The organism is Stenotrophomonas sp. 169, assembly GCF_014621775.1.
GTDB lineage: Bacteria > Pseudomonadota > Gammaproteobacteria > Xanthomonadales > Xanthomonadaceae > Stenotrophomonas.
The window spans coordinates 1450121-1471809 of record NZ_CP061204.1 but is presented as its reverse complement, the minus strand read 5'-3'; the positions used below and the strand labels follow the sequence as shown (position 1 = coordinate 1471809).

At 66.4% G+C, this 21689-nt stretch carries 19 protein-coding genes; 9 read left to right on the top strand and 10 right to left on the bottom strand.

What is annotated here, in order from left to right; translation table 11 throughout:
• Positions 1–41 precede the first annotated feature (41 nt).
• The 3 genes from ICJ04_RS06310 to ICJ04_RS06300 all read right to left on the bottom strand — a co-directional run bounded on the left by ICJ04_RS06310 (position 42) and on the right by ICJ04_RS06300 (position 2804).
• Positions 42–665, bottom strand: a complete 624-nt coding sequence (locus ICJ04_RS06310; protein ID WP_188326680.1) for a hypothetical protein — start codon at positions 663–665, stop codon at positions 42–44.
• Complete coding sequence (locus tag ICJ04_RS06305) at positions 662–1189, bottom strand: hypothetical protein (protein ID WP_188326679.1); 528 nt, start codon at positions 1187–1189, stop codon at positions 662–664. The genes ICJ04_RS06310 and ICJ04_RS06305 overlap by 4 nt, the downstream gene beginning before the upstream one ends.
• A 283-nt stretch (positions 1190–1472) precedes the next feature.
• Positions 1473–2804 carry a dicarboxylate/amino acid:cation symporter gene (locus ICJ04_RS06300; protein ID WP_188326678.1) on the bottom strand — a complete coding sequence of 444 codons (1332 nt, stop codon included), beginning with the start codon at positions 2802–2804 and terminating at the stop codon, positions 1473–1475.
• A 151-nt stretch (positions 2805–2955) separates the two neighbouring features.
• Between ICJ04_RS06300 and ICJ04_RS06295 the strand changes: the two genes are divergently transcribed.
• From ICJ04_RS06295 to ICJ04_RS06270, 6 genes are all read left to right on the top strand, one after another.
• On the top strand, positions 2956–4662 hold the full coding sequence (locus ICJ04_RS06295; RefSeq protein WP_188326677.1) for an alkaline phosphatase: 1707 nt from the start codon (positions 2956–2958) through the stop codon (positions 4660–4662).
• Between the two features lie 121 nt (positions 4663–4783).
• Positions 4784–6862: a DEAD/DEAH box helicase gene (locus ICJ04_RS06290; RefSeq protein ID WP_188326676.1), complete on the top strand. Its 2079-nt coding sequence runs from the start codon at positions 4784–4786 to the stop codon at positions 6860–6862.
• Positions 6859–8154, top strand: a complete 1296-nt coding sequence (locus tag ICJ04_RS06285) for a DNA-processing protein DprA (protein WP_188326675.1) — start codon at positions 6859–6861, stop codon at positions 8152–8154. The genes ICJ04_RS06290 and ICJ04_RS06285 overlap by 4 nt, the downstream gene beginning before the upstream one ends.
• 2 nt (positions 8155–8156) lie before the next feature.
• Positions 8157–9446 (top strand): tRNA lysidine(34) synthetase TilS, encoded by a 1290-nt coding sequence (gene tilS / locus ICJ04_RS06280; RefSeq protein WP_188326674.1) that lies wholly within the window; start codon positions 8157–8159, stop codon positions 9444–9446.
• A gap of 36 nt (positions 9447–9482) precedes the next feature.
• Positions 9483–9743, top strand: coding sequence for an exodeoxyribonuclease VII small subunit (locus tag ICJ04_RS06275; protein ID WP_042612267.1), 261 nt, complete (start codon positions 9483–9485; stop codon positions 9741–9743).
• Positions 9733–10611, top strand: coding sequence for a farnesyl diphosphate synthase (locus ICJ04_RS06270; RefSeq protein ID WP_188326673.1), 879 nt, complete (start codon positions 9733–9735; stop codon positions 10609–10611). The genes ICJ04_RS06275 and ICJ04_RS06270 overlap by 11 nt, the downstream gene beginning before the upstream one ends.
• 309 nt (positions 10612–10920) lie before the next feature.
• Here ICJ04_RS06270 and ICJ04_RS06265 read toward each other — a convergent pair whose 3' ends face one another.
• Positions 10921–11283, bottom strand: coding sequence for a hypothetical protein (locus ICJ04_RS06265; protein WP_188326672.1), 363 nt, complete (start codon positions 11281–11283; stop codon positions 10921–10923).
• Between the two features lie 219 nt (positions 11284–11502).
• On the opposite strand from ICJ04_RS06265, the gene ICJ04_RS06260 reads away from it, so the two are divergent.
• Positions 11503–12627 carry a histidine kinase gene (locus ICJ04_RS06260; protein ID WP_188326671.1) on the top strand — a complete coding sequence of 375 codons (1125 nt, stop codon included), beginning with the start codon at positions 11503–11505 and terminating at the stop codon, positions 12625–12627.
• Positions 12624–13403 (top strand): response regulator, encoded by a 780-nt coding sequence (locus ICJ04_RS06255; RefSeq protein WP_188326670.1) that lies wholly within the window; start codon positions 12624–12626, stop codon positions 13401–13403. The genes ICJ04_RS06260 and ICJ04_RS06255 overlap by 4 nt, the downstream gene beginning before the upstream one ends.
• 67 nt (positions 13404–13470) lie before the next feature.
• Here the strand turns inward: ICJ04_RS06255 and ICJ04_RS06250 are convergent, their stop codons facing one another.
• Genes ICJ04_RS06250 through ICJ04_RS06240 form a run of 3 tightly spaced genes read right to left on the bottom strand, consistent with a single transcriptional unit; the run spans position 13471 to position 18303 of the window.
• The gene (locus tag ICJ04_RS06250) at positions 13471–16536 is read right to left on the bottom strand and encodes an efflux RND transporter permease subunit (protein ID WP_188326669.1); all 3066 of its coding nucleotides are present in this window, start codon (positions 16534–16536) and stop codon (positions 13471–13473) included.
• Positions 16533–17630, bottom strand: coding sequence for an efflux RND transporter periplasmic adaptor subunit (locus tag ICJ04_RS06245; RefSeq protein WP_188326668.1), 1098 nt, complete (start codon positions 17628–17630; stop codon positions 16533–16535). Before ICJ04_RS06245 ends, ICJ04_RS06250 begins: the two co-directional genes overlap by 4 nt.
• Positions 17631–17670: 40 nt before the next feature.
• Positions 17671–18303, bottom strand: coding sequence for a TetR/AcrR family transcriptional regulator C-terminal domain-containing protein (locus ICJ04_RS06240; protein WP_188326667.1), 633 nt, complete (start codon positions 18301–18303; stop codon positions 17671–17673).
• A 450-nt stretch (positions 18304–18753) separates the two neighbouring features.
• Between ICJ04_RS06240 and ICJ04_RS06235 the strand changes: the two genes are divergently transcribed.
• A complete protein-coding gene (locus ICJ04_RS06235) occupies positions 18754–19164 on the top strand; it encodes a hypothetical protein (protein WP_188326666.1) in 411 nt (136 codons plus the stop codon).
• Between the two features lie 55 nt (positions 19165–19219).
• Here the strand turns inward: ICJ04_RS06235 and ICJ04_RS06230 are convergent, their stop codons facing one another.
• The 3 genes from ICJ04_RS06230 to pmbA all read right to left on the bottom strand — a co-directional run bounded on the left by ICJ04_RS06230 (position 19220) and on the right by pmbA (position 21624).
• On the bottom strand, positions 19220–19522 hold the full coding sequence (locus tag ICJ04_RS06230) for a hypothetical protein (protein WP_188326665.1): 303 nt from the start codon (positions 19520–19522) through the stop codon (positions 19220–19222).
• A gap of 259 nt (positions 19523–19781) precedes the next feature.
• The gene (locus ICJ04_RS06225) at positions 19782–20165 is read right to left on the bottom strand and encodes a DUF4870 domain-containing protein (protein WP_188326664.1); all 384 of its coding nucleotides are present in this window, start codon (positions 20163–20165) and stop codon (positions 19782–19784) included.
• Between the two features lie 85 nt (positions 20166–20250).
• Positions 20251–21624 carry a metalloprotease PmbA gene (gene pmbA / locus ICJ04_RS06220; protein ID WP_188326663.1) on the bottom strand — a complete coding sequence of 458 codons (1374 nt, stop codon included), beginning with the start codon at positions 21622–21624 and terminating at the stop codon, positions 20251–20253.
• Positions 21625–21689 lie beyond the last annotated feature (65 nt).

Below are 21689 nucleotides of genomic sequence, written 5' to 3'. Positions count from 1 at the left end.
GTGCCTTCTCTCTCATCAGTGGTGTAACGGGTGGGTACCACTCACGGGGTGCCGTGCACGGCCATACCGAGGATGTTGGCCGTATCGTTTCCTGCTCCCGCGATTTGATTGAGTTGCAGGACACCATCGAACCCCTGCAACGCCGACGCTGCCACGCCGACGTTGCGGGTGCCCATGGCGTCGCCGTCACCGGCACTGCCCTGCCCCCCTGCTGACGCGGGTACGCGCGCTGCGGCAAGTGCCGCGTCGTCGGACTCGCGTATTCCTTCACGGGCCAGCGTCGCGCTGACGATGTTCACCATCGTGTTGGCGATGCCGCTGGCCTGGTTGATCGTTGCGATGCCACTGGCGCCCTGCAACGCCTGGCCGTCGATGTGCGCGCTGGCATGCAGCGGGCCATCCAGCAGCACGGTGTTGCGTGCCGAGGTGCTCCGCGCATCGATATCCACGTGCGCCTGGCCCCCCTGCGCCATGCCGATCAGGTTGGCTTGGGCATTGAGATCACCGGCGGCCTGGTTGATCGCGATGAGGCCGTTGGCACCCGCCAGCGCGTGGCCCTCGATGCGTGATTGATTGAGGTAGCCCAGCATGCCGGCGTACTCGTCGGCAAACGCCGCACACGGCAGCAGCAGGCCCGCCATCAGCCATGCGCCGCACCGCTTCATTTGCCACCTGCCGGGGCGCCGCCCATCGGGAACTGGGCCAGCGCACCGCGCACCGTATCGCCGATGCCGCGGGTACTGTTGCCCATCGCACTCAGTGGGCCGCTGAGCGCGCCGCTGATCTGGTTGCCGGAAATCATGCCGCCGTTGCCGCTGCCCAGCCGGCCTACCGCGCCGCCGAGCGCCGTGGTGGTGACCCGCTCCACGGTGGTGCTGCCGGTATGCGCGGGAGCCGTGCCCTGGCCAGCACCCAGCCCAGCGAAATCGTCGTCGCTGAGCTCGGCCATGCCGTTGGAGGTGCCCAGTGCCGCGCTGACTTCGCGCTGTGGCGAGGGATCGGCGATCAGGGCAATGCCCGGAGGCGCCGGACGGTAGGCGGTGCGGGCGTGCACGTCACGCAGCAGCACCATCTCACCTGGACGCGCGTTGACACCTTGACGCGCACCGGAGGCCCCGGCAACGGCGGGGCACGCCGTCAGCACGATCAGGCTGGCCATCAGGTAGGTATTGCGCGTGCTGCTGTCCATGCCGCTCTCCCGTTACGTATGGAGAGGGGAACGCAGCATTCGTGCCAACTACGCAGGGCCCGCCTGGCAAGGGAATTCGTGGCTCAGGGCGGGGCGTTGTGGATGCCGACCGTTACACCCGGGTGAATGCCGGGCGCTCGATGAATCAGCGAAGGCGACCGCCCCGCCTGGCGCGGGCGCGGGTGTATCACCCCTGTTACAGGGGATGACACACCCCCGTACGCCCCCGCTTCAGCTGCCGATGTTCGTACGCCGGTAGTGACGGCCCATGGGCTGACTGTGCTCACGCGCGTGGCGCGGGATCCGGATCGTCGATACCCACGTTGGTGGATGGATTGTCATACACCGCCTGGTCCAGCAGGCCGGTCTCCTTGGCCACCAGCACCGGCACCAGCATCTGCCCGGTGACATTGGTCATGGTGCGCATCATGTCCAGGATGCGATCGATGGCGTACAGGTAGCCGATGGTCTCCAGCGGCAATCCGGCCGCACTCAGCACCACCGTGGCCATCACCACCGCCGTGCCCGGCACACCGGCGGTACCGAAGCTGCCCAGCACCGAAGCAATCAGCACGATCACGTACTGCTCCACCGACATCGGCACACCGCTGTACTGCGATATGAACACTGCACACAGCGCCGGATAGATCGCCCCGCAACCATCCATCTTGATGCTGGCACCCAGCGGCACCGCGAAGGAACCGTAATCTTTGTTGACGCCCAGGTTGTGGGTGATCGAACGCAATGCGACCGGCATCGCCGCGAAGCTGGACGAGCTGACGAAGGCCACCTGCATGCCCGGCGCGGCCCCGCGGAAGAACTTCAGCGGGTTCAGGCCGTGCGCCAGCAGCAGCGTGCTGTACACCACCACGATGTGCAGGGTGCACGCGATGTACAGCGCCAGCACGAAGTTGCCCAGCGGCAGCAGCTTCTCGAAACCGTAGCTGCCCACCAGCGCGGCGATCAGGCCGAACGTCCCGATGGGGGTGACTTCCAGCACGAAGCGGGTCACCTGGATCATGATCTCGCTCAACTGCCCGACCAGCAGGCGGGCCTGGGTGACTTTCTCGCCCAGCTTGACGATGGCGAAGCCGACCAGCCCGGCGAAGAAGATCACCGGCAGGATCGAGCCCCGTCCGGCGGCCAGCACGGTCTCACCGGCGGCATTGACGCGCGTGCCGATGCCACTGAGCGCATAGAAGACATTCGACGGCACCACGTCCAGCAACACCTGGATCACGCTGGGGACTTCGCGCTGCACGTAGTTGTGCGGCATCGCCAACTGCAGTCCCCCGGTACCGGGCTGCATCACCGTGCCGACCAGCAGGCCGATACCGACGGCCAGCGCAGCGGTGATGACGAACCACAGGAACGTGCGGCCACTCAGCGCGGCGACCGATTTCTGGCCACTGAGCGAGGAGATGGCATTGATGACCGCGAAAAACACCAGCGGCACCGCGATCATCTTGATCAGCGTCACGTACAGGTCGCCCAAGGGGCCGAACCAGGTTTCGGCAGCCGGGCCCATCAACCAGCCGGCCAGGGCGCCAAGGACGAAGCCTGCGACCACGCGTTGCCAGAACGGGATGCGCAGCCAGGCAGAGACCAGCTTCATGGAAATTCCAGGGGGAGAGAATACTGATCGCACCTTAGCCCAACCCAGCTTCGGGTACGACAGCCCGAGCGGCAAATCAGCGTGTCATCGGCGTGCCTTGTCGTACGCGTCATAATGAACGCCTGTTCCGTTTCGTGAGGGCCCGCTGTCCATGATCCGTACCACCACCCTGCTCGCCGCCACCGCCGCCACGCTGCTGCTGGGCGCCTGTTCCAGCACGCCGCAGGCAGCGGGACCTGCCGGCCTGACGGTCGCGGTGCCTGCCGTGACCCACCCGGATGGCGAGACCCCGCAGTGGTGGTACCGCAGCGGCGCCGCCCAGGCCGCCGGCAATGGCGCCATGAACGGCAAAGCGAAGAACGTGATTCTGTTCCTCGGCGATGGCATGAGCCTGACCACCGTGGCCGCCGCGCGCATCTTTGAAGGCCAGCGCAAGGGCAGCTCGGGTGAAGAAAACCTGCTGTCCTGGGAGCACTTCCCGGCGACGGCATTCAGCAAGACCTACAACGTCGACTCGCAGACCCCGGATTCGGCCGGCACCATGACCGCCATCACCACCGGCGTGAAGACCCACATGGGCGCCATCGGCGTCAGTGCGGGCAAGCGTCCGGACTGTGCCGACAGCCTGCAGAAAGGCCTGTTGAGCTGGCTGCAGCTGGCCGACAGCGCCGGCATGGCGACCGGCATCGTGTCGACCGCGCGGCTGACCCACGCCACCCCGGCCGCCACGTACGCCCATTCGCCCGAGCGCAACTGGGAAAACGACACCGACCTGACCGAAGAGGCCAAGGCCGCCGGCTGCAAGGACATCGCCCAACAGCTGCTGTCCACTGCACGCTTCGGCCGCGGCCCGCTGGTCGCCCTGGGCGGTGGCCGCGGCGAGTTCACCACCGTGGAAGAACGCGATCCCGAATACGACGACAAGGTCGGCCAGCGCCTGGACGGGCGCAGCCTGGTCACCGAATGGCAGCAGGCCCATCCGCAGGGTGCCTACGTGTGGAATGCCGCGCAGCTCAAGGCCGCCGGCAACGCGCCGGCGATCCTTGGCCTGTTCGAGCCGGACCACATGCAGTACGAGCACGAGCGCGCGCAGGATCCGGGCGGTGAGCCCAGCCTCGCCGAGCTGACCCGCACCGCCATCACCAACCTGTCCCGGCACCAGGAAGGCTACGTCCTGATGATCGAAGGCGCGCGCATCGACCACGCCAACCACAGCGGCAACGCCTACCGTGCGTTGACCGACACCGTAGCGATGTCCGACGCGGTGCGGGTGGCGACCGAACTGACGAAGGATGACGACACGCTGATCATCGTCACCGCCGACCATTCGCACACCCTGAACTTCGTCGGCTATCCGGCGCGCGGCAACCCGATCCTGGGCAAGGTGAAGGACAAGGGCGGCGAAGACGGGCTGGGCGCACTGGATCTGGCACGGGACGGGGGCGGCCAGCCGTACACCACGCTGACCTACGCCAATGGCCCGGGCTTCACCGGCGCCACCAACCAGCAGCCGGCCGGCCCGAAGCGCTACCCGCACAATCCGTCCAGCTTCGACCCGTCCACCGGCCGTCCCGACCTGACCGCGGTGGATACCGAGCACCCGGATTACATGCAGGAAGCGCTGGTGCCGGGCAAGAGTGAATCGCACGGTGGCGAGGACGTGGGCATCTGGGCGCGCGGTCCGGGCAGCAAGGCGATCCGCGGCACGCTGGAGCAGAACGCGATCTACCACATGATCGTGCAGGCTACCCCGCGCCTGCGTGCGCGGCTGTGCGAAGCCGGCACCTGTGATGGCAACGGCGTACCGGTGGAACTGCCGGCGCCGGTGAAGTTCGAGCGGAAACCGGCTGCCGAGTAAGGCGCTGGCTGGGAGGATGTGAAGCGAAGGCGGCGACCCCTGCGGGTTGCCGCCTTTTCTTTCACTTGGACAAAGGCAGACCGATCCGTTAGACCTTATGGAGGACTGAGGAGAGCAGGTCATGACCTACGATCACACGCGTGCGCTTGAACTTCTGAGGCTCGGCTCAGGCAACGTGATGGCAGATTTCCGGGAAGACCAGGAAGCCGCCATACGTCACGTCGTGGAGGGCGCAGGGCGTCTGCTCGTTGTGCAGAAAACCGGCTGGGGCAAGAGCTTCGTGTACTTCATCGCGACCCGGCTGCTCCGCGACAGGGGTGCCGGCCCTGCTCTGCTGGTATCGCCCTTGCTGGCACTCATGCGCAATCAGGTCCTTGCAGCGGAGCGCATGGGCCTTCGCGCTGCGACGCTGAACTCGGAAAACCGCGAAGAGTGGGATGCCATCACGGCACGATTGCACAGCAACGACATCGACATCCTGCTTATCTCGCCTGAGCAGCTGGGAAGTGAGTACTTCACTGCGGAAATCCTTGCACCGATCGCCTCTGACATCGCGTTGATGGTGATCGACGAAGCCCACTGCATATCAGACTGGGGCCACGACTTCCGTCCGCACTATCGCCTGTTGGAACGCGTCGTGAAGCGACTGCCGCAGAACCTTCGCCTGCTGGCTACGACGGCCACCGCGAATGACCGCGTGATGCAGGACCTGACCGCTGTCCTGGGACCGGGGATGCGGGTGATGCGAGGCGATCTGAATCGAAGCTCGTTGACCCTGCAAACGCTCCAGATGCCCGACAAGGCAAGTCGTCTGGTTTGGTTGGCGCAGCAACTGCACACACTGCCCGGTCACGGCATCATTTACACCCTCACGATAGACGACGCCGATCAAGTCGCAGCGTGGCTGCGGCTGCAGGGATTCGCGGTCGACGCCTACACCGGCAAGTCGGGCGAACACCGCCCTGCGCTGGAGCAGGCCCTGCAGGACAACAAGGTGAAGGCGCTGGTCGCAACGACTGCCTTGGGTATGGGCTACGACAAGCCCGATCTTTCGTTCGTCATCCACTACCAGATGCCGGGTTCCGTCGTCGCCTATTACCAGCAGGCAGGGCGTGCGGGACGCGCGCTCGAATCTGCATACGGGGTGCTCCTCAGCGGAGACGAACAGGAAGCAACCCTCGACTGGTTCATCCGCAGCGCATTCCCCAGCCGTGACGAAGTCACCCTGGTCCTGGCTGCGCTTGAAACCGCGCCCGAGGGGCTTTCCGTGCCGGACTTGATGGCACGGGTGAATCTGGGAAAGGGGCGCATCGAGAAGACGATCACCGCTCTGTCGCTTGAATCACCCGCACCGATCGCACGGCAGCAGACCCGGTGGCAGCTCACGTCCGCCCTGCTGCGTCCTGAATTCTGGTCGCGGGCCGAACGCTTGACGGCACTCCGCTATCAGGAACTGCAACAGATGAGGACCTACGTCGCTCAGCCCTTTGGCAGCCACATGGCATTTCTCATTGATGCCCTTGATGGCAACAGCGATATGCTCACGCCCCCTCGCCTGCCAGCCCTTCCCTCGGACATCGATACGACACTGCTACAGCGCGCCCAGGCCTTCCTCAACCGGACCTGTCTGCCCATTGCCCCCAGGCTGAAGTGGCCCGTGGGCGGAATGCCCCGCTTCGGAATCCACAACGCCAGCTCCATCTCGCACGTGGCGCAGGCTGGGAAGGCCCTCTGCATGCTCAATGACGCCGGTCTTGGCCGCCTTGTGCAGGAGGGAAAGTATGCCGACCATCACTTCCCCGACCGTCTGGTTGCCGCTTGTGTGGAGATGCTGCAAGATTGGAGCCCGCATCCCGCGCCCACGTGGGTGACCTGCGTGCCCTCCCCGCGACGCCCGGACCTGATGCCAGACTTTGCGATGCGCGTCGCCCATGCACTGGGCCTTCCCTTCTCGATGGTCATTGCGGAATCCCACGAAAGACCAGAGCAGAAGACGATGGCAAACAGCACGCAGCAGGCGCGGAACCTGGATGGCGCTCTCACCGTCACCGGATTGCCCTTGTCCAATGGGCCGGTCCTGCTGCTTGACGACATCGTGGATTCGCGTTGGACGCTGACCGTGGCGGCCTGGCTGCTTCGTCGCAGCGGAAGCGGCCTCGTCTGGCCGATGGTGCTCGCCAAGACAGGTCATGGCGGATGACCACCCCCATCTCGCCGAACACCCAAGCCATTCTGCTGCTGACGGCCCCCCTGATCATCGGGAAGGCGAGCGCCTCTTCTGATCCGCTGACACCGGGTGAGTACAAGGCACTTGCACGCCACCTGCGCAGCATCCACCGGCAACCTGCGGACCTTGTCACAGCTGACATGGGTCCGGTGCTGCGCGACTGCACTGGCCTTGTTGACAGCGCGCGCCTGCAGAGACTGCTGGGCCGTGGTTTCCTGCTCAGCCAAGCCTTGGAGCGCTGGGGTGCGCGCGCAATCTGGGTTATCAGCCGCGCAGACCCCGGCTACCCGCGACGTCTCAAGACACGCCTTCGCGAAGACGCACCCGCCGTGCTCTACGGATGCGGCGATCCGCACAATCTGGAGCAGGGTGGGCTCGCCGTTGTTGGATCAAGAAAAGTGACAGACAGCTTGATCGACTACACCACCGCCCTTGGACGTCTGGCCGCGGAAGCAGGGAGGCCGGTTGTGTCTGGCGGGGCGCGAGGGGTCGATCAAGCGGCCATGGGCGGCGCACTGAGCGCGGGTGGCCGGGTCTGCGGGGTTCTGGCAGACAGCCTGGAACAGCACAGCATGACCCGCGCGCAGCGCGATCCGTTGCTGGAGGGTCGCCTCACGCTGGTGTCTCCGTACGATCCGTCTGCCAGCTTCAACGTGGGCCACGCCATGCAACGCAACAAGCTGATCTACGCATTGGCGGATGTGGCGCTGGTGGTCAACGCAGATCTCGGCAAGGGGGGAACCTGGGCAGGCGCGGTTGAACAGCTGGAAAAGCACCGCTTTGTGCCACTGTTCGTACGATCTGCAGGAGAGTCCAGTGCAGGCCTCGACGGACTGCAGGCGAAGGGCGCGTCGCCTTGGCCCGCGCCACTCGACGTCGCCGCGATGGAACAGGTGTTCCGCGAATCGAGCGGCTACACCGCATCGCGTGGGCGGGATTCCATACGCGCAGTCGCTGAAGCCGCTGCACCCTATGCGACCCAAGACAGCGACGCCATGGAGCCTTACGCCGTGCCTGCGGAGCCTGCTTCGCAGGGTGCACGTGACCTTCTCCAGCAGGGCGTGCGTGCCGCCTTCTCACGGCTGCTGCGTGAACCCCTGCAGGCTGCCGAGATCGCAGCGGCGCTGGAGGTATCGCTCCCGCAGACGCAGGTCTGGCTGACGTGGCTCGTCGATGAGGGTGTGCTGCACCATGAGCGGGCGTCGGCGCACTATGTGCTGCGGACTCCAGTTTCCGTCGATGGATCCAGCCCTGAAACCCGTTGAACGTGCCTGACCTCTCCGTTATCACGCCTGTCGATGCGCCCCTGCTGGTCGGCTACAGCGGCGGGCTGGATTCGACGGTGCTGCTGCACTGGCTGCTGCCGTCGGCGCAGGCGTGGGGGTTCACCCTGAGGGCGGTCCATGTCCATCACGGACTGCAGGCAGCGGCCGATGACTGGGCGGTGCATTGCCAACGCCAGTGCGATGCCTTGGGCGTGCCGCTGAGCGTGCGCCGGGTAGAGGTGGATCTTTCTTCCGGCATCGGCATGGAAGCGGCAGCACGCCAGGCACGGCGCGATGCCTTCGTAGCGGAACTACGCGCTGGCGAGACGCTGGCCCTGGCGCAGCACCAGGATGACCAGGCCGAAACCTTCCTGCTGCGTGCGCTGCGCGGTTCCGGCGTGGATGGGCTGGCGGCGATGTCGCCCGTGTCGGCGCTGGGTACACATCGGCTGTGGCGACCGCTGCTGCAGACGCCGCGCTCGGCGTTGTTGAGCTACGCGCAGCAACACGGACTGGAGTGGATCGAAGACCCCAGCAACAGCGACGATGGCCCCGATCGCAACTTCCTGCGGCTGCACGTGCTGCCGCTGTTGCGCGAGCGGTGGCCGCACGCTGACGCCGCGCTGGCCGCGAGCGCCGCCCACTGCGGTCAGCTGCGGGACATGCTGGACGAAGAAGACGACGAGCTGCTGCAGCATGTGGAGGCCGCCACGCGCGTGGTGTCGGTGGAGCGCCTGCAGCAGGTGTCACCGCCGCGCCGTGCTCGCGTGCTGCGTCGCTGGGTATCCACCCAGGGCGCTGCCGCCCTGCCCGCGCGCGTGCTCGCGCAGCTGGAAAACGAAGTGCTGCCGGCCGGGCCTGACCGCGAGGCGCAGGTGCGCTGGCAGCAGCACAGCATCCGCCAATGGCGCGGCCACTGGTACCTGCTGCCGGCCGAGCTGCCGCAACTGCCTGCCGGATGGCAGGCCACCTGGGATGGCCGCGCACCGCTGGCCCTGCCCGATGGCGGCCAACTGCAACTGCAGGGTGCGGCGGCATTCGATGCGCCGATGCAGGTGACCGGCCGGCAAGGCGGCGAACGCATCCAGCTGCCCGGCCGCCGCCACCAGCATGCGCTGAAGGACTGCCTGCAGCGTGAGCACCTGGCCCCATGGCGACGCCGCCAGCTGCCGCTGCTCTTCGCCGCCGATGGCCAGCTGCAGGCCGCCGCCGACGTGGTGCTGTCCGCGCCGCTGCAGGCCTGGCTGCAGCAGCACGATGCCCAGTTGCACTGGCGTCCCGGCGGCTGGTGAATTGACCCCTGCGCGCGGGCCGTCCACACTTGTCGCATGGCTAAGAAAACCCCCGAAAATGCGTCCCCGGTAGCCCAGTTCGAGCAGTCGCTCGAATCCTTGGAGCAGCTCGTCGAGCAGATGGAAACCGGAGAGCTCAGCCTGGAAGCGTCGCTCAGCGCCTACGAACGCGGCGTCGGTCTGTACCGCCAGTGCCAGCAGGCGCTGGAACAGGCCGAACTGCGCGTGCGCCTGCTCACCGATCCGGCCCAGCCGGAAAACGCCGAGCCCTTCGACCCGCCGTCCCATGACGGTTGAAGCGATGTTCGCGCGCCTGCGCGATCGCATCGAAAGCCAGCTCGACGCCGCCCTGCCCTCGGCCACCGACGCCCCGCGTCGGATGCACCAGGCCATGCGCCATTCGGTGCTGGGCGGCGGTAAGCGCATGCGTCCCCTGCTGGTGTACGCGGCTGGCGACGTGTTCGGCACCGACCCGCACCAGTTGGATGCGCCGGCGATGGCGGTGGAATTGATCCACGCCTATTCGCTGGTGCACGACGACCTGCCGGCGATGGACGACGACGCCCTGCGCCGTGGCAAGCCGACCACCCACATCGCGTTCGACGAAGCCACCGCCATCCTCGCCGGGGATGCGTTGCAGACCCGCGCCTTCAGCCTGCTGGCCGAAGCGGCACTGCCGGCGGAACTCCGCGTTGCCTGCCTGCAGGCGCTGGCTCACGCCTCCGGCGCGGCCGGCATGTGCGGCGGTCAGGCACTGGATATCGATGCCACCGGCCAACTGCAGTCGCTGGACGCACTGACCCGCATGCATGCGCTGAAGACCGGTGCGCTGATCCGCGCTGCCGTTCGCATGGGCGCGTTGTGCGGCCACGCCCCGGCAACCGATCTGGCCCGTCTGGACCAGTTCGCCGATGCGCTTGGTCTGGCCTTCCAGGTGCGCGATGACATCCTGGACGTGGAAGCCAGCTCCGAGCAGCTGGGCAAGACCGCCGGCAAAGACGTAGCGCAGGACAAATCCACCTTCCCCGCCCTGCTGGGAATGGACGGCGCCAAGGCCAGGCTGGCCGAACTGAGCACAGTGATGGACGACGCCCTGGCCCACTACGGCGAAGAAGCCAACGCCCTGCGCGCCCTCGGCCGCTTGGCTATAGAACGCAATCACTAGCCGGTAGTGACGGCCGCTGGCCGGACGGAGTCCGCACGGCCACAGCAGATCGGTAGCGCCGACCCATGGTCGGCGAGCGCAGCGGGCCGGACGACCACGCAGTCCGCCGAGCACGGCTCGGCGCTACAACGACCGAGGCAGTTCGGTAGCGCCGATCCACGGTCGGCGAGCGCAGCGGGCCGGACGACCACGCAATCCGCCGAGCACGGCTCGGCGCTACAACGACCGAGGCAGATCGGTAGCGCCGACCCACGGTCGGCGAGCGCAGCGGGCCGGACAACCACGCAGTCCGCCGAGCGTGGCTCGGCGCTACAACGGCGTGGATGCCGTCAGCGGGTAACGTCCATCTTTAGCTTGGCTGCTGATCACCAGCTTGCCGCCCTTGCACGCATCCACGTTGGGATACACCACCTGCTGGCCGTTGCGGAACGCAACGCGCAGATCGTAGCGGCAACCGGTGTTGGCCACCACGAGGCGGGTGGCCCCACCGCCGCCAGGCAGCAGGTCGATGTCGACCTGCCGGAAGCGGTCGGTACCGGCCGGTGCCACCGCGACACCCGTGACGCTGTCATGGGCGCGGTTGAGCAGTTCGAGATAGCGGATGCCCTCGCCTGCGTGCACAGTGGCTGCAGCGGAGAGAAGGGAAAGGACAGCGAATCGGATCATGGGCATGTCACGGGTTCCAGTAGGTGGCGGTGGGCCAGTCGCAGCGACGTGGCGGCGCGGTCCGGCCTCTGCATCACGCGCTGCACGGACTCGCCCCACAAGCGATCCGGGACCAATCGTCAGCCAGCGCGGACCAATCGCAGCCGGCCGCCACAGCGCTTCCGCCCGCTCCCCACCGGGCCTAGGATGGGCCAGCTCCGAACGTCGGGCGCACGGGATACCGCAATGAAGATCCGCCTCGGCACGACCCGCATCGGATGGATGTACTACCTCGCCATCTGGACTGCGGTGGCCATCGTGTTCGCCCTGCAGAACGCACTCACCCGCTCGCTCAATGGCGAGGCCGCTGCCCTGTTCGATCACCTGCGCTGGTCGATGATCCAGTGGTACAGCTGGGCTGCGCTGGCGCCGTTGGTGTTCCGGCTGGCCGTGCGTTATCCCCTGCAGCCAGGGCGGCACCTGCTCGGGCTGGGCCCACAACTCGTCGCCAGCCTCGCCGTCACCTTCATGGCGATGATCACCGGCGCACTGATCTCCACGCTGTTCGAGCCCAGCGGGTTTGCCGATCAGCTGGGCTATTTCCTTGCCCAGCATTTCGCGGTGGGGATGCTGACCTACTGGGCCCTGTTTGCGATACAGCAGGCGATGCACTTCCATGCCGAGCAGGCGCAGCGCACGCTGGAGGCCAGCCAACTGGCCACCGATCTCGCGCAGTCACGACTGGTTGCTCTGAAATCCCAGCTGCAACCGCATTTCCTGTTCAACACGCTGCACGCCATCATTACCCTGCTTGACGAAGACAAGGTATCGGCCGAAGACATGCTGCTGCGGCTGAGCGAGCTGCTGCGCGCCTTCCTGGAGGACTACGACGGCCAGGAAATCACACTGCGCCAGGAGCTGGAGCTGATCGAGCTGTATCTCGGCATCCAGCGCACGCGGTTCAAGGACCGTTTGCAGAGCCGCATCTACATCGCACCTGACACGCTGGACTGCGCCGTGCCCAGCCTGTTGTTGCAGCCCATCGTGGAGAACGCCGTGCGGCATGGCATAGGCAACCGTGTGGGCAGCGACACCATCGAGATCGAGAGCCGTCGCGAGGGGGACACGCTGTGCATCGAAGTGCGTAACCGCAACAGCACCCTGTCCACCGAACCGGAACCGTGCGCCGGCCACGGTATCGGCCTGTCCAACACGCGCCTGCGCCTGAAGGAGCTCTACGGCGGTGCCGCCGATGTGCGCTTGGACATGATCTGGCCAGAGGGAGTGGTCTGCCGCATCCGCGTGCCCTTCCGCGAGCTCGAAGGGCCGGATGAGGGACCCGAGTTCAGCGCCGGGCTCGCCCCCGCATGAGCATCGCCACGCTGGTGGTGGACGATGAACCCATCGCGCGGCATGCGATCGTCCGGTTGTTGCGCGATGATCCGCAGATCGAGATCGTCGGTGAGTGCGGCGACGGCGTGTCCGCAGTGAAAGCGATCCGCGAGCACTCGCCGGACCTGGTCTTCCTCGACATCCAGATGCCTGCCATCACCGGGCTGGACGTGGTCGCCACCATCGGCGCGGAGCGCATGCCCGCTACTGTGTTCGTTACCGCCTACGAGCAGTACGCGGTGAAGGCGTTCGAGGCGAACGCGGTGGACTATCTGGTCAAACCTTTCAGCCGCGAACGCTTTGCCGCCACGCTGCAGCGCGCGAAGGACCGCCTTTCCGCACGTACGGGCATGGGACCCGAGGCGTCGGCCCGCATCCTGCAGGCACTCGATGCGCTGCGTCCGCGTGAGGATTACCTGGAGCGGATTCCGCTGCGCGTGGACGAGCACGTGGTGCTGGTGCCGGTGGATGACATCGTCTGGATCAAGGCGGACCGCAACGTCGTGCAGATCCACGTGGCCGACCGCATCCATGAACTGCGCGAGACCATGACCGCCCTCGCCGCCCGGCTGGATCCGCGGCACTTCGCGCGCGTGCACCGATCTGCCATCGTCAACGTACGGCGCGTGAAGTCCATCCACCCGTGGTTCAACGGTCACCACGTGGTGACGCTGGATACTGGGCAGCAGCTGCGCATGAGCCGTTATCAGAACGAGGCGTTCATGAGGCTGGTGTCGATGCGTGGGGAGCGGTGAGACACGGAGGGGAGCCGACTGGAGGGGAAGCCGACTGAAGTCGGCTCTACCTGTCGGCGCTACCGCGTTACGCAACTGGATGCGAGGGTTGGCGGCGGAACTTCCGCGACAACCATTCACCCAGGTCGTCGACCACGGTGAACGCGGCCGGGATGACGATCAGGCTGAGCAGCGTGGAGGTGATCAGTCCACCGATCACGGCGATCGCCATCGGTGCGCGGAAACTGGAGTCACCGGCAAACCCCAGCGCGATGGGCATCATGCCCGCGCCCATCGCCAAGGTGGTCATGATGATCGGCTGCGCACGCTTGCGGCAGGCATCCACCAAGGCGTCGTGCTGGCTCATGCCGTGTTCGTCCTCGGCGATCACCGCGTAATCCACCAGCAGGATGGAGTTCTTGGTGGCGATGCCGATCAGCATCAGCAGCCCGATCAGCGCCGGCAGGGACAGCATGTTCTGGGTGATCAACAGCGCACCGAAGGCACCGCCCGCGCACAGCGGCACCGCCGCCAGGATGGTGATCGGCATCAGCGCATGGTTGAACAGCAGCAACAGCACCATGTAGATGCAGACCAGGCCGGCCGCCATCGCCAGCATGAAGCCGATGAACAGCTCGACGAAGACTTCCGCATCACCGGTGTTGAGGAAACTCACGCCCGGCGGCAGCTGCTTGACGCTGGGCAGCGCCTGCACTTCGGTCATCACCTCGCCCAGCGGACGTCCGTTGAGTTCGGCGGTAAGGGTCACGTTGCGCTGGCGCTGGTAGCGCGAGATCTGCGACGGCCCACTGCCCTGCTGGATCTCGGCCACCGCCGCCAGCGGCACCGGACCGTTTCGGCCGGGCACCCGCAGCTGTCCGATCAACGCCGGATTGGCCAGCGTGGCCTCAGCGAAGCCCACCCGGATCGGGACCTGCCGGTCCGGCAGGTTGAGCTTGGCCAGCCGCTGTTCGTAATCACCGGCGGTCGCGATGCGCGCGGCCTCGGCGATATCAGCGGTCGCCACGCCCAGATCGGCTGCGCGGGCCGCGTTGGGCACGATCTGCAGCTCCGGGCGCAGCAGCGACGCGGTGGACGACACGCTGCCCAGGCCCTGCAGACTCCGCAGGTCACGCTCGAGTGCGGTGGACGCATCCTGCAGCCGCTGCGGGTCGTCGCCGGACAGCACCAACTGCAGCAGGTTGCCGGGTTCGGAGCTGACATAGCTCACGCGCACACCCGGCAGGTTGGCCAGCCGCTGGCGTGCGTCACGTTCGAGTTCCTGCTGGCCACGGTCGCGCGTATTGGCGGTGCCCCAGTCCAGCACCAGGGTGGCCTTGCGCGGCTCACCCACGCCCGTCGCACCCGGGTCACCGAGGTCGAGCACGCTGCCTACCGCGGTGTACACCTGCTTGAGTTCCGGCATCCCGGTCAGCAGCGCGCGGGCGCGCTCGGCCACCGCGACGGTGTCCTGCAGCCGCGTGCCCGGGGGCAGTTCCAGGTTGAGATTGCTGCGGCCCAGATCGGATTGCGGGATGAAGGTCGCCGGGATGAAAGGCACCAGCGCAAGCGATGCCACGAACAGCCCGGTGGCCAGCCACAACGTGCGGCCGCGATGACGCAACGCGGCGTCCACCCAGCCGAGGTACCAGACCATCAAACGGGAGTCCGGCTTCTCTTCGCCGTGCGGCTTGAGCAGGTAGGCGGCCATCATCGGCGTCAGCAGGCGCGCCACCAGCAAGGAAAACAGTACCGCCGTGGCGGCCGTCCAGCCGAACTCGCGGAAGAACTTGCCGGCGATGCCGGGCATGAACGCCACGGGCACGAACACCGCGGCCAAGGTCAGCGAGGTCGCAATGACCGCGTTGCCGATTTCACCCGCGGCCTCGCGCGCCGCCTCCAGCGGCGGCTTGCCCATGCGCAGGTGGCGCACGATGTTCTCGATTTCCACGATCGCATCGTCCACGAGGATGCCGACCACCACCGACAGCGCCAGCAGCGTGATCATGTTCAACGTGAAGCCGAAGAAGTGCATGACCGCGAAGGTGGGAATGATGGACAGCGGCAACGCGAGTGCCGCCACCCACGTCGCACGCCAGTCGCGCAGGAACAGCCAGACCACCAGCAGGGCCAGCAGCGCGCCTTCCCACAGCATGGTCATCGACGAATCGTAGGAGCGGTGGGTCTCGTCGATGGCCGTGGTGACCAGTCGGAAATCGATGCCGGGATGCGCTGCCTTGATCTGGTCCAGTGCTGCATGGACGCCGGCCTCTACCTTGACCTCGCTGGAGCCGCGCGTGCGCGACATCGAAAACGCCACGACCTCACCGCCATCCAGCAGCGCCGCCTCGGTCGGATCCGCCGCCGCATCGGTGATCGTGGCCAGCGTCGAAAGGCGTACCGCACGGCCATCCGGCAAGGCAATGGAGTAATCGCGCAGGGCCTGCGCATCGCCTACCGTGCCCAGCGTGCGGATGGTCTGCTGCGCCCCGGCGATTTCCGCCTTCCCGCCCGCACGCTCTACCTGGATCCTGGCCAACTGCTGCGATACATCGCCGGCGGTGATGCCCATCGCGATCAGCGCATTGGAATCCAGGTCCACGCGCACTTGCCGCTGTACGCCGCCCACGCGGGTCACCTGTGCCACGCCGGGTACGCCGTACATGGCGCGGGCGATGTCGCGGTCGACGAACCAGCTCGCCTCATCCGGCGTCATGTGCGGAGCAACCAGCGCATAGGTCATCAGCGAACCGCCGATGTCGACCTTGGAGATCACCGGCTCCTGGATGTCCTGCGGCAGATCCGTGCGGATGCGGGTGACGGCATCACGGGTATCGTCCAGCGCGGTGGCCAGGTCGGCCTCAAGCTGGAACTCGATGGTCGTGGTGCTGACGCCTTCGCTGACCGACGACATCACCCGCTTCACGTTGTTCACCGTGGCGACCGAGTCTTCCACCTTGCGGGTGACTTCGGCTTCCAGCTGGCTCGGCGACGCACCGGGCTGGGTTACCGTCACGGTCGTCATCGGGAAGGCGATGTCCGGGAAGCGCGCCACCGGCAACTGGTAGAAGCCCCATAGACCCGCCACGCACAACACGAAGAAGATCAGCAGCGCAGGCAGCGGGCGCTTGATCGCCCAGGCAGAGAAGTTCATCGTGCGGCCGCCTTCGCCGCGCTGACCACGCGCACGCGATCCCCCTCGCCGAGGAAACCAGCGCCCTCCACCACCACCTTGTCGCCCGCCTTCAGGCCGTCGAGGATCGCGGTGCGGCCTTCCACGGCCTGTCCGGTACGTACCCGCAGGCGCGCTGCCTGCTGCGTGTCGCTCACGCTGAAGACATAGCTGTGGCCATCACGCTGCACGATCGCCGCGGTCGGAATGGTCAGCACCTCGCCGTCGCCGGTGACGATGCGGCCTTCGACGAAGACGCCGGGCTTGAGGGGACCGGGCGTGGGCAGGTCGGCGTACAACGTGCCGGTGCGCGTCTGTGCATCCACCCCCGGAGTGACCGCACGGATGCGGCCGGTGACCACCTGCCCTGCGTAAGGCAACTCGATCGCATTGCCGACCGCCACATCGGCGAGCTGGTTTTCCGGCAGCTCGGCACGCCACTCCAACCGACCATCGCGGATCAGGCGTAGCAGTTCGGTGCCGGCCGACACCACCTGGCCCGGCTGCACCAGCCGCTTGGAGATCAGTCCATCGGCCGGGGCACGCAGATCGGCGAACTCGCGGCGCAGGCGGGCCGCATCGCGCGCGGCGCGCGCGGTCGCGGTCTGCGCTTCGGCATTGATGCGGCTGGCCCGCAGTTCATCCAGGCTGCTGGCACTGATGAGTTGCTGGGCAGCCAGCTTCTCGCTGCGATCGAAGTTCAGGCGGGCCAGTTCCTGCGCGGCCTGTGCCTGCTTGAGCGATGCGTCGGCCTGTGCCAGTTCGCTGTCCAGCGTGCGATGGTCCAGTTGCAGCAGTACCTGCCCCTTCTTTACCCACTGGCCGACATCCACCGGCAACGCGGTAACGCGCTGACCGCTGATCTCCACGCCCAACTGCATTTCCTCATACGCGGTGACCGGGCCGGACACCAGCACGGTGCGCGCCATCACCTGCTGCTCCGCCGTAGCCAGCGAAACCGGCAACGCCGAGGTTGCCGCCGCGGCCTCGGCAGTCGTGTCCTCCTTGCCAGCGCATGCGCTGAGCAGGATCGCGATCAGGAGCAGAGGGGTAACACGCACGAAGGGTGCACGCATGAGGGGGATTTCCGGGTCAGAACAGCGGAGAGGGATGCAGTCAGGAGGCGCGGGCAAGGCGCAGTTCGATGCCATCCAGCATCAGGCCCAGCCCTTGTTCAAAGCGGGCGTCGAAATCGACTTCACGCCAGATGTCGCGGGCCTGCCAGCAGCGTGGGAAACGGGCTTCGGCCAATGCCATGAAGGTCGCGCCCAGCGCTTCCATGCTGCCGTCGCCCGGCCACGATTGTTCTTCGATGACGAAGCCCATCGTGTAGTAAACGAGATCCATCCCGGTGGTTGCAGCGAAAGGCACCGGCGCGCCCGCGCCGACCAGCGCGGCAATGCTTGCCTCGGCCACCCGCAGCATGTTCTCAGTGGCGAGGAAGGTCCCCACATAGACGCGCGCACCATCGCGGCGCGCCTTGAAGGCCAGACGGAACTCGCGGGCGATCTGCAGCAGGGTCTGCCGCCAAGGCTGGCCGTCAGGGATCACCCGCGCCACGTCGGCGATCATCGCGTCGGCCATGGCGTCGATCAGCGCCTGCTTGCTCTTGAAGTGCCAGTAAAGCGACGGCGCGCGGATGCCCAGCGAGCAGGCCACTTTGCGCAGGGTAAGGCCCTCCAGACCCGCCTCGTCGAGGATCAGAAAGGCGGCCTCGACGATGTGTTCCCGGGCGATTGCCTGGCGCATGGACAGCCTTACCTAACGTTGTTAGGGGCGAATCTAACAGTGTTAGGTTGGGGTCGCAAGTGAGCTCATCTGACATCGCGCGGTGGGCATATCGGCTCGGTGCAACCGGGCGACCGGCCGGTCGTAGACACACCTCAGCCATGTGTCGCGGCGCACAACTCCACAACTTTGCTCATGGACGCTGGCGGATGGCATGCGCACGATGTGCGTGCTGAAGCCGAAAGGCTGCAGCCGGGATTGGCGTCCTGAGTAAGAATTTACCAACGGAACTCTGTTTTGCCTCCGGGCACGGCGGAGAATGAACTGCACTGCTCTCCGGTCATACGGCGGGCGCTGTGTGGGGGTCCATGATCCGCCGGTTCTTTGGTATTTTCTCCCGGTACGCCAACCCGCATCGCCCGCCACCTCGCGCCTCGGCGCGGGTGGTTACACGCCATGTGAGGTACCCGGATGGAGACGACCCACCCGCCTGATGCGCAGCGCCTGTACGCGTTGCTCGGCGACCGCATGTACCAGTTCCCGCCCCGGATCATCAGGCAGCTCGAGCACACGCTTGAGGCCTACGAACGGGAGTGTCTGGCCACCGTGCGCGTGCCGCACCTTCAGTTGGTGGGCGATGTTCGCGCCCCGCCTCCCCTATCAGACGCGGACCGGCTCGCTGACATGCAACGCCGAAGCGAGGTGCCCGTTTCGCCGGGCATCCTGCAGGGACTGGCCTCGATTTTCGAGATCCTGCATGCGGTGCAACTCGCCCGCCATGAGGGAGATCACGAAGGCGTGCTCAGCGAGCATCTGGTCGAGGGCTTGATCGTATCCGGACGTGCGTTGATGAAAGCTGCCCAGCCATGCCACGCGGACTGATGCCTGCTGCACCCACGATGTGTCGCATCGAGGCGCAGAACAGGCAGATCACGGCCTAACCAGCGTCCTTCTTTTCCCGCGCCAGCTGTGCGCGGACGAGTCGGCTGAGGCCCCACCCGGCGAAGTAAAGGACGACCAGCGTCAGGCTGCCGATTCGTATGTACGCCTGCACCCACGAGGTGCCAGAGAACCAGTCGCGCAGTCCGACCAGTTCCAACGCGTTCATCTGCAGTACGAGCGGCAATTGCAATGCAACGAATCGCCCTTTGTGGTCGCCGCCGGCGTCGTCGGCAGCGGAGATGAAGACAGCGGCGATGGCCATGTAGAGAACGCAAAACGCGATACCGGTCCTGCTCATGCTCGCTCCTCCATGAAGATCTCGGATGGTAGGTCAGCGGTACGGGGTCGACAATGGGGGGGACGCCACGGCGGCAACGGCAGCAACAGCGGCAACGGCAGCCGACTGAAGTCGGCTCTACCGGGCGTACGTGACCTGGGGGTACGTGACCGGGGATACGCGACCGGGGGTACGTGTAGCCTGGGGTACGTGTAGCTGGGGCTGCGGGCAAAAAAAACGCCCGGCAGTGCCGGGCGTCGTCTGCTCCACAGGAACAGGATTACTTGATCAGGCGCAGGGTGAACGGGTAGCGGTACGCTTCGCCGTTGTTGGCCTTCACTGCAGCGATGATGCAGAACACCACGTTCAGCACGCCGACCACCGGCATCAACAGCGCGCCAATGAAGACGATCATCAGCACTACGCAGATCGCCATGGCGATGGCGATGGTGATCTGGAAGTTCAGCGCTTCCTTGGCCTGGTCGGTGACGAAGGCCTTGCTGGCGTCATCCTTGTTGATCAGCCAGATGACCAGCGCGCCGATGAACCAGGTGAAGATACCCAGCAGGTGGGCAGCCAGTGCCATGGTGCGCTGATCGGCCGGGGCCGGATCCAGGCTGGTCGGCGGCGGCGGCGGGGCGGTGACGTTGTCGAATTCGCTCATGGAAAACTCCTTTTAAGGTAATGGGTCAGCGTGGCCCGCTCCCCGCAGGCCGTCGCAGCCCGGCAAGAGTACGCCATTCACGACATCAATCGTTACCGGCCACCGTCATTTTTCCGACCAGCAGCGAGCCCATCGAAACGTGCGAGCGGGGGTCGATGTCACTGCCGATCGCCTCGATGGACTGGAACATTTCCCGCAGGTTGCCGGCGATGGTGATGCCGTCCACCGGGTACAGGATCTCGCCGTTCTCCACGCGGAAGCCACCGGCGCCGCGCGAGTAGTCACCGGTCACGGCATTGACGCCCTGCCCCATCAGCTCGGTCACCAGCAGGCCATTGCCCATCTGCCGGGCGATCGACCGCATGTCCAGGCCCGCTTCGCTGGCGGCGATCTGCAGGTTGTGCACGCCGCCGGCATTGGCGGTGGTCTGCAGGCCCAGCTTGCGTGCCGAATAGCTGCCAAGGATGTAACGCTGCAGTACGCCATCACGCACGATGGCCGAGGTGCGGGTGGCCACACCGTCGCCATCGAACGCGGCCGATCGGCGACCACGGCGCAGGTGCGGCAGCTCGTCGATCTGCATCCAGGAAGGGAACAGCGTCGTGCCCACGCTGTCCAGCAGGAAGCTGGCTTCGCGGTACAGCGCCCCACCGGACACCGCCGACAGCAGGTGCCCGATCAGGCTGCGCGCCACTTCCGGGGCGAACAGTACCGGCATGCTGGCCGTCGCCAACGAGCGCGGCTGCAATCGGGCGATGGTGCGCTCGGCCGCCTTGCGCCCAACGGCCGCGCCGTCCTCGAGGTCCTCACGGGCCAGCGCACTGGTGTACCAGCCGTCCCGCTGCATGCCATCGCCGTGGCCGGCGATCAGGGCCACGCTCATGGAATGATGGGTACCGCGCTCGCGGCCGAAGAAACCGTGCGAGTTGGCATACACCGACAGGCTCTGCCCGGTGGACACCGAGGCGCCGTCGGTATTGCTGATGCGGGCATCGCTCTCGCGGCCGGCCGCTTCGCAGGCCAGCGCCAGGTCGATGGCGTGCTCGGCCTGCAGCGCCCACGGGTGCCAGCCATCCAGATCCGGGAATTCACGGGCCATCAGCTCGGCATCCGCCAGACCGGACGCGACGTCATCTTCGGTGTGGCGGGCAATGGCGCAGGCCTGCTCCACCGTGGCCACCAGGCTGGACGGCTGCAGATCGGCGGTGCTGGCGCTGCCCTTGCGCTTGCCGAAGTACACCGTGACCGCGATGCCGCGGTCGGCAGTGGATTCCACTGTCTCCACTTCGCCCAGGCGGACATTCACATCCAGCCCGCGATCCTCGCTGCAGGACACCTCGGCCTGGCTGGCGCCCAGTCGGCGCGCATGGTCCAGCAACTGCTGGGAAATGTCGGCCAGCTGTTCCAGCCGGGCCTCGGGGCCAGTGGCAACGGCCGCTTCAGGGGCGATGACGTTCAATGCTTTATCCTGTACAGGTTGGGCCCGGCACGGCGCCGGGCGACGTATTTACGAAAGTAGGAAAG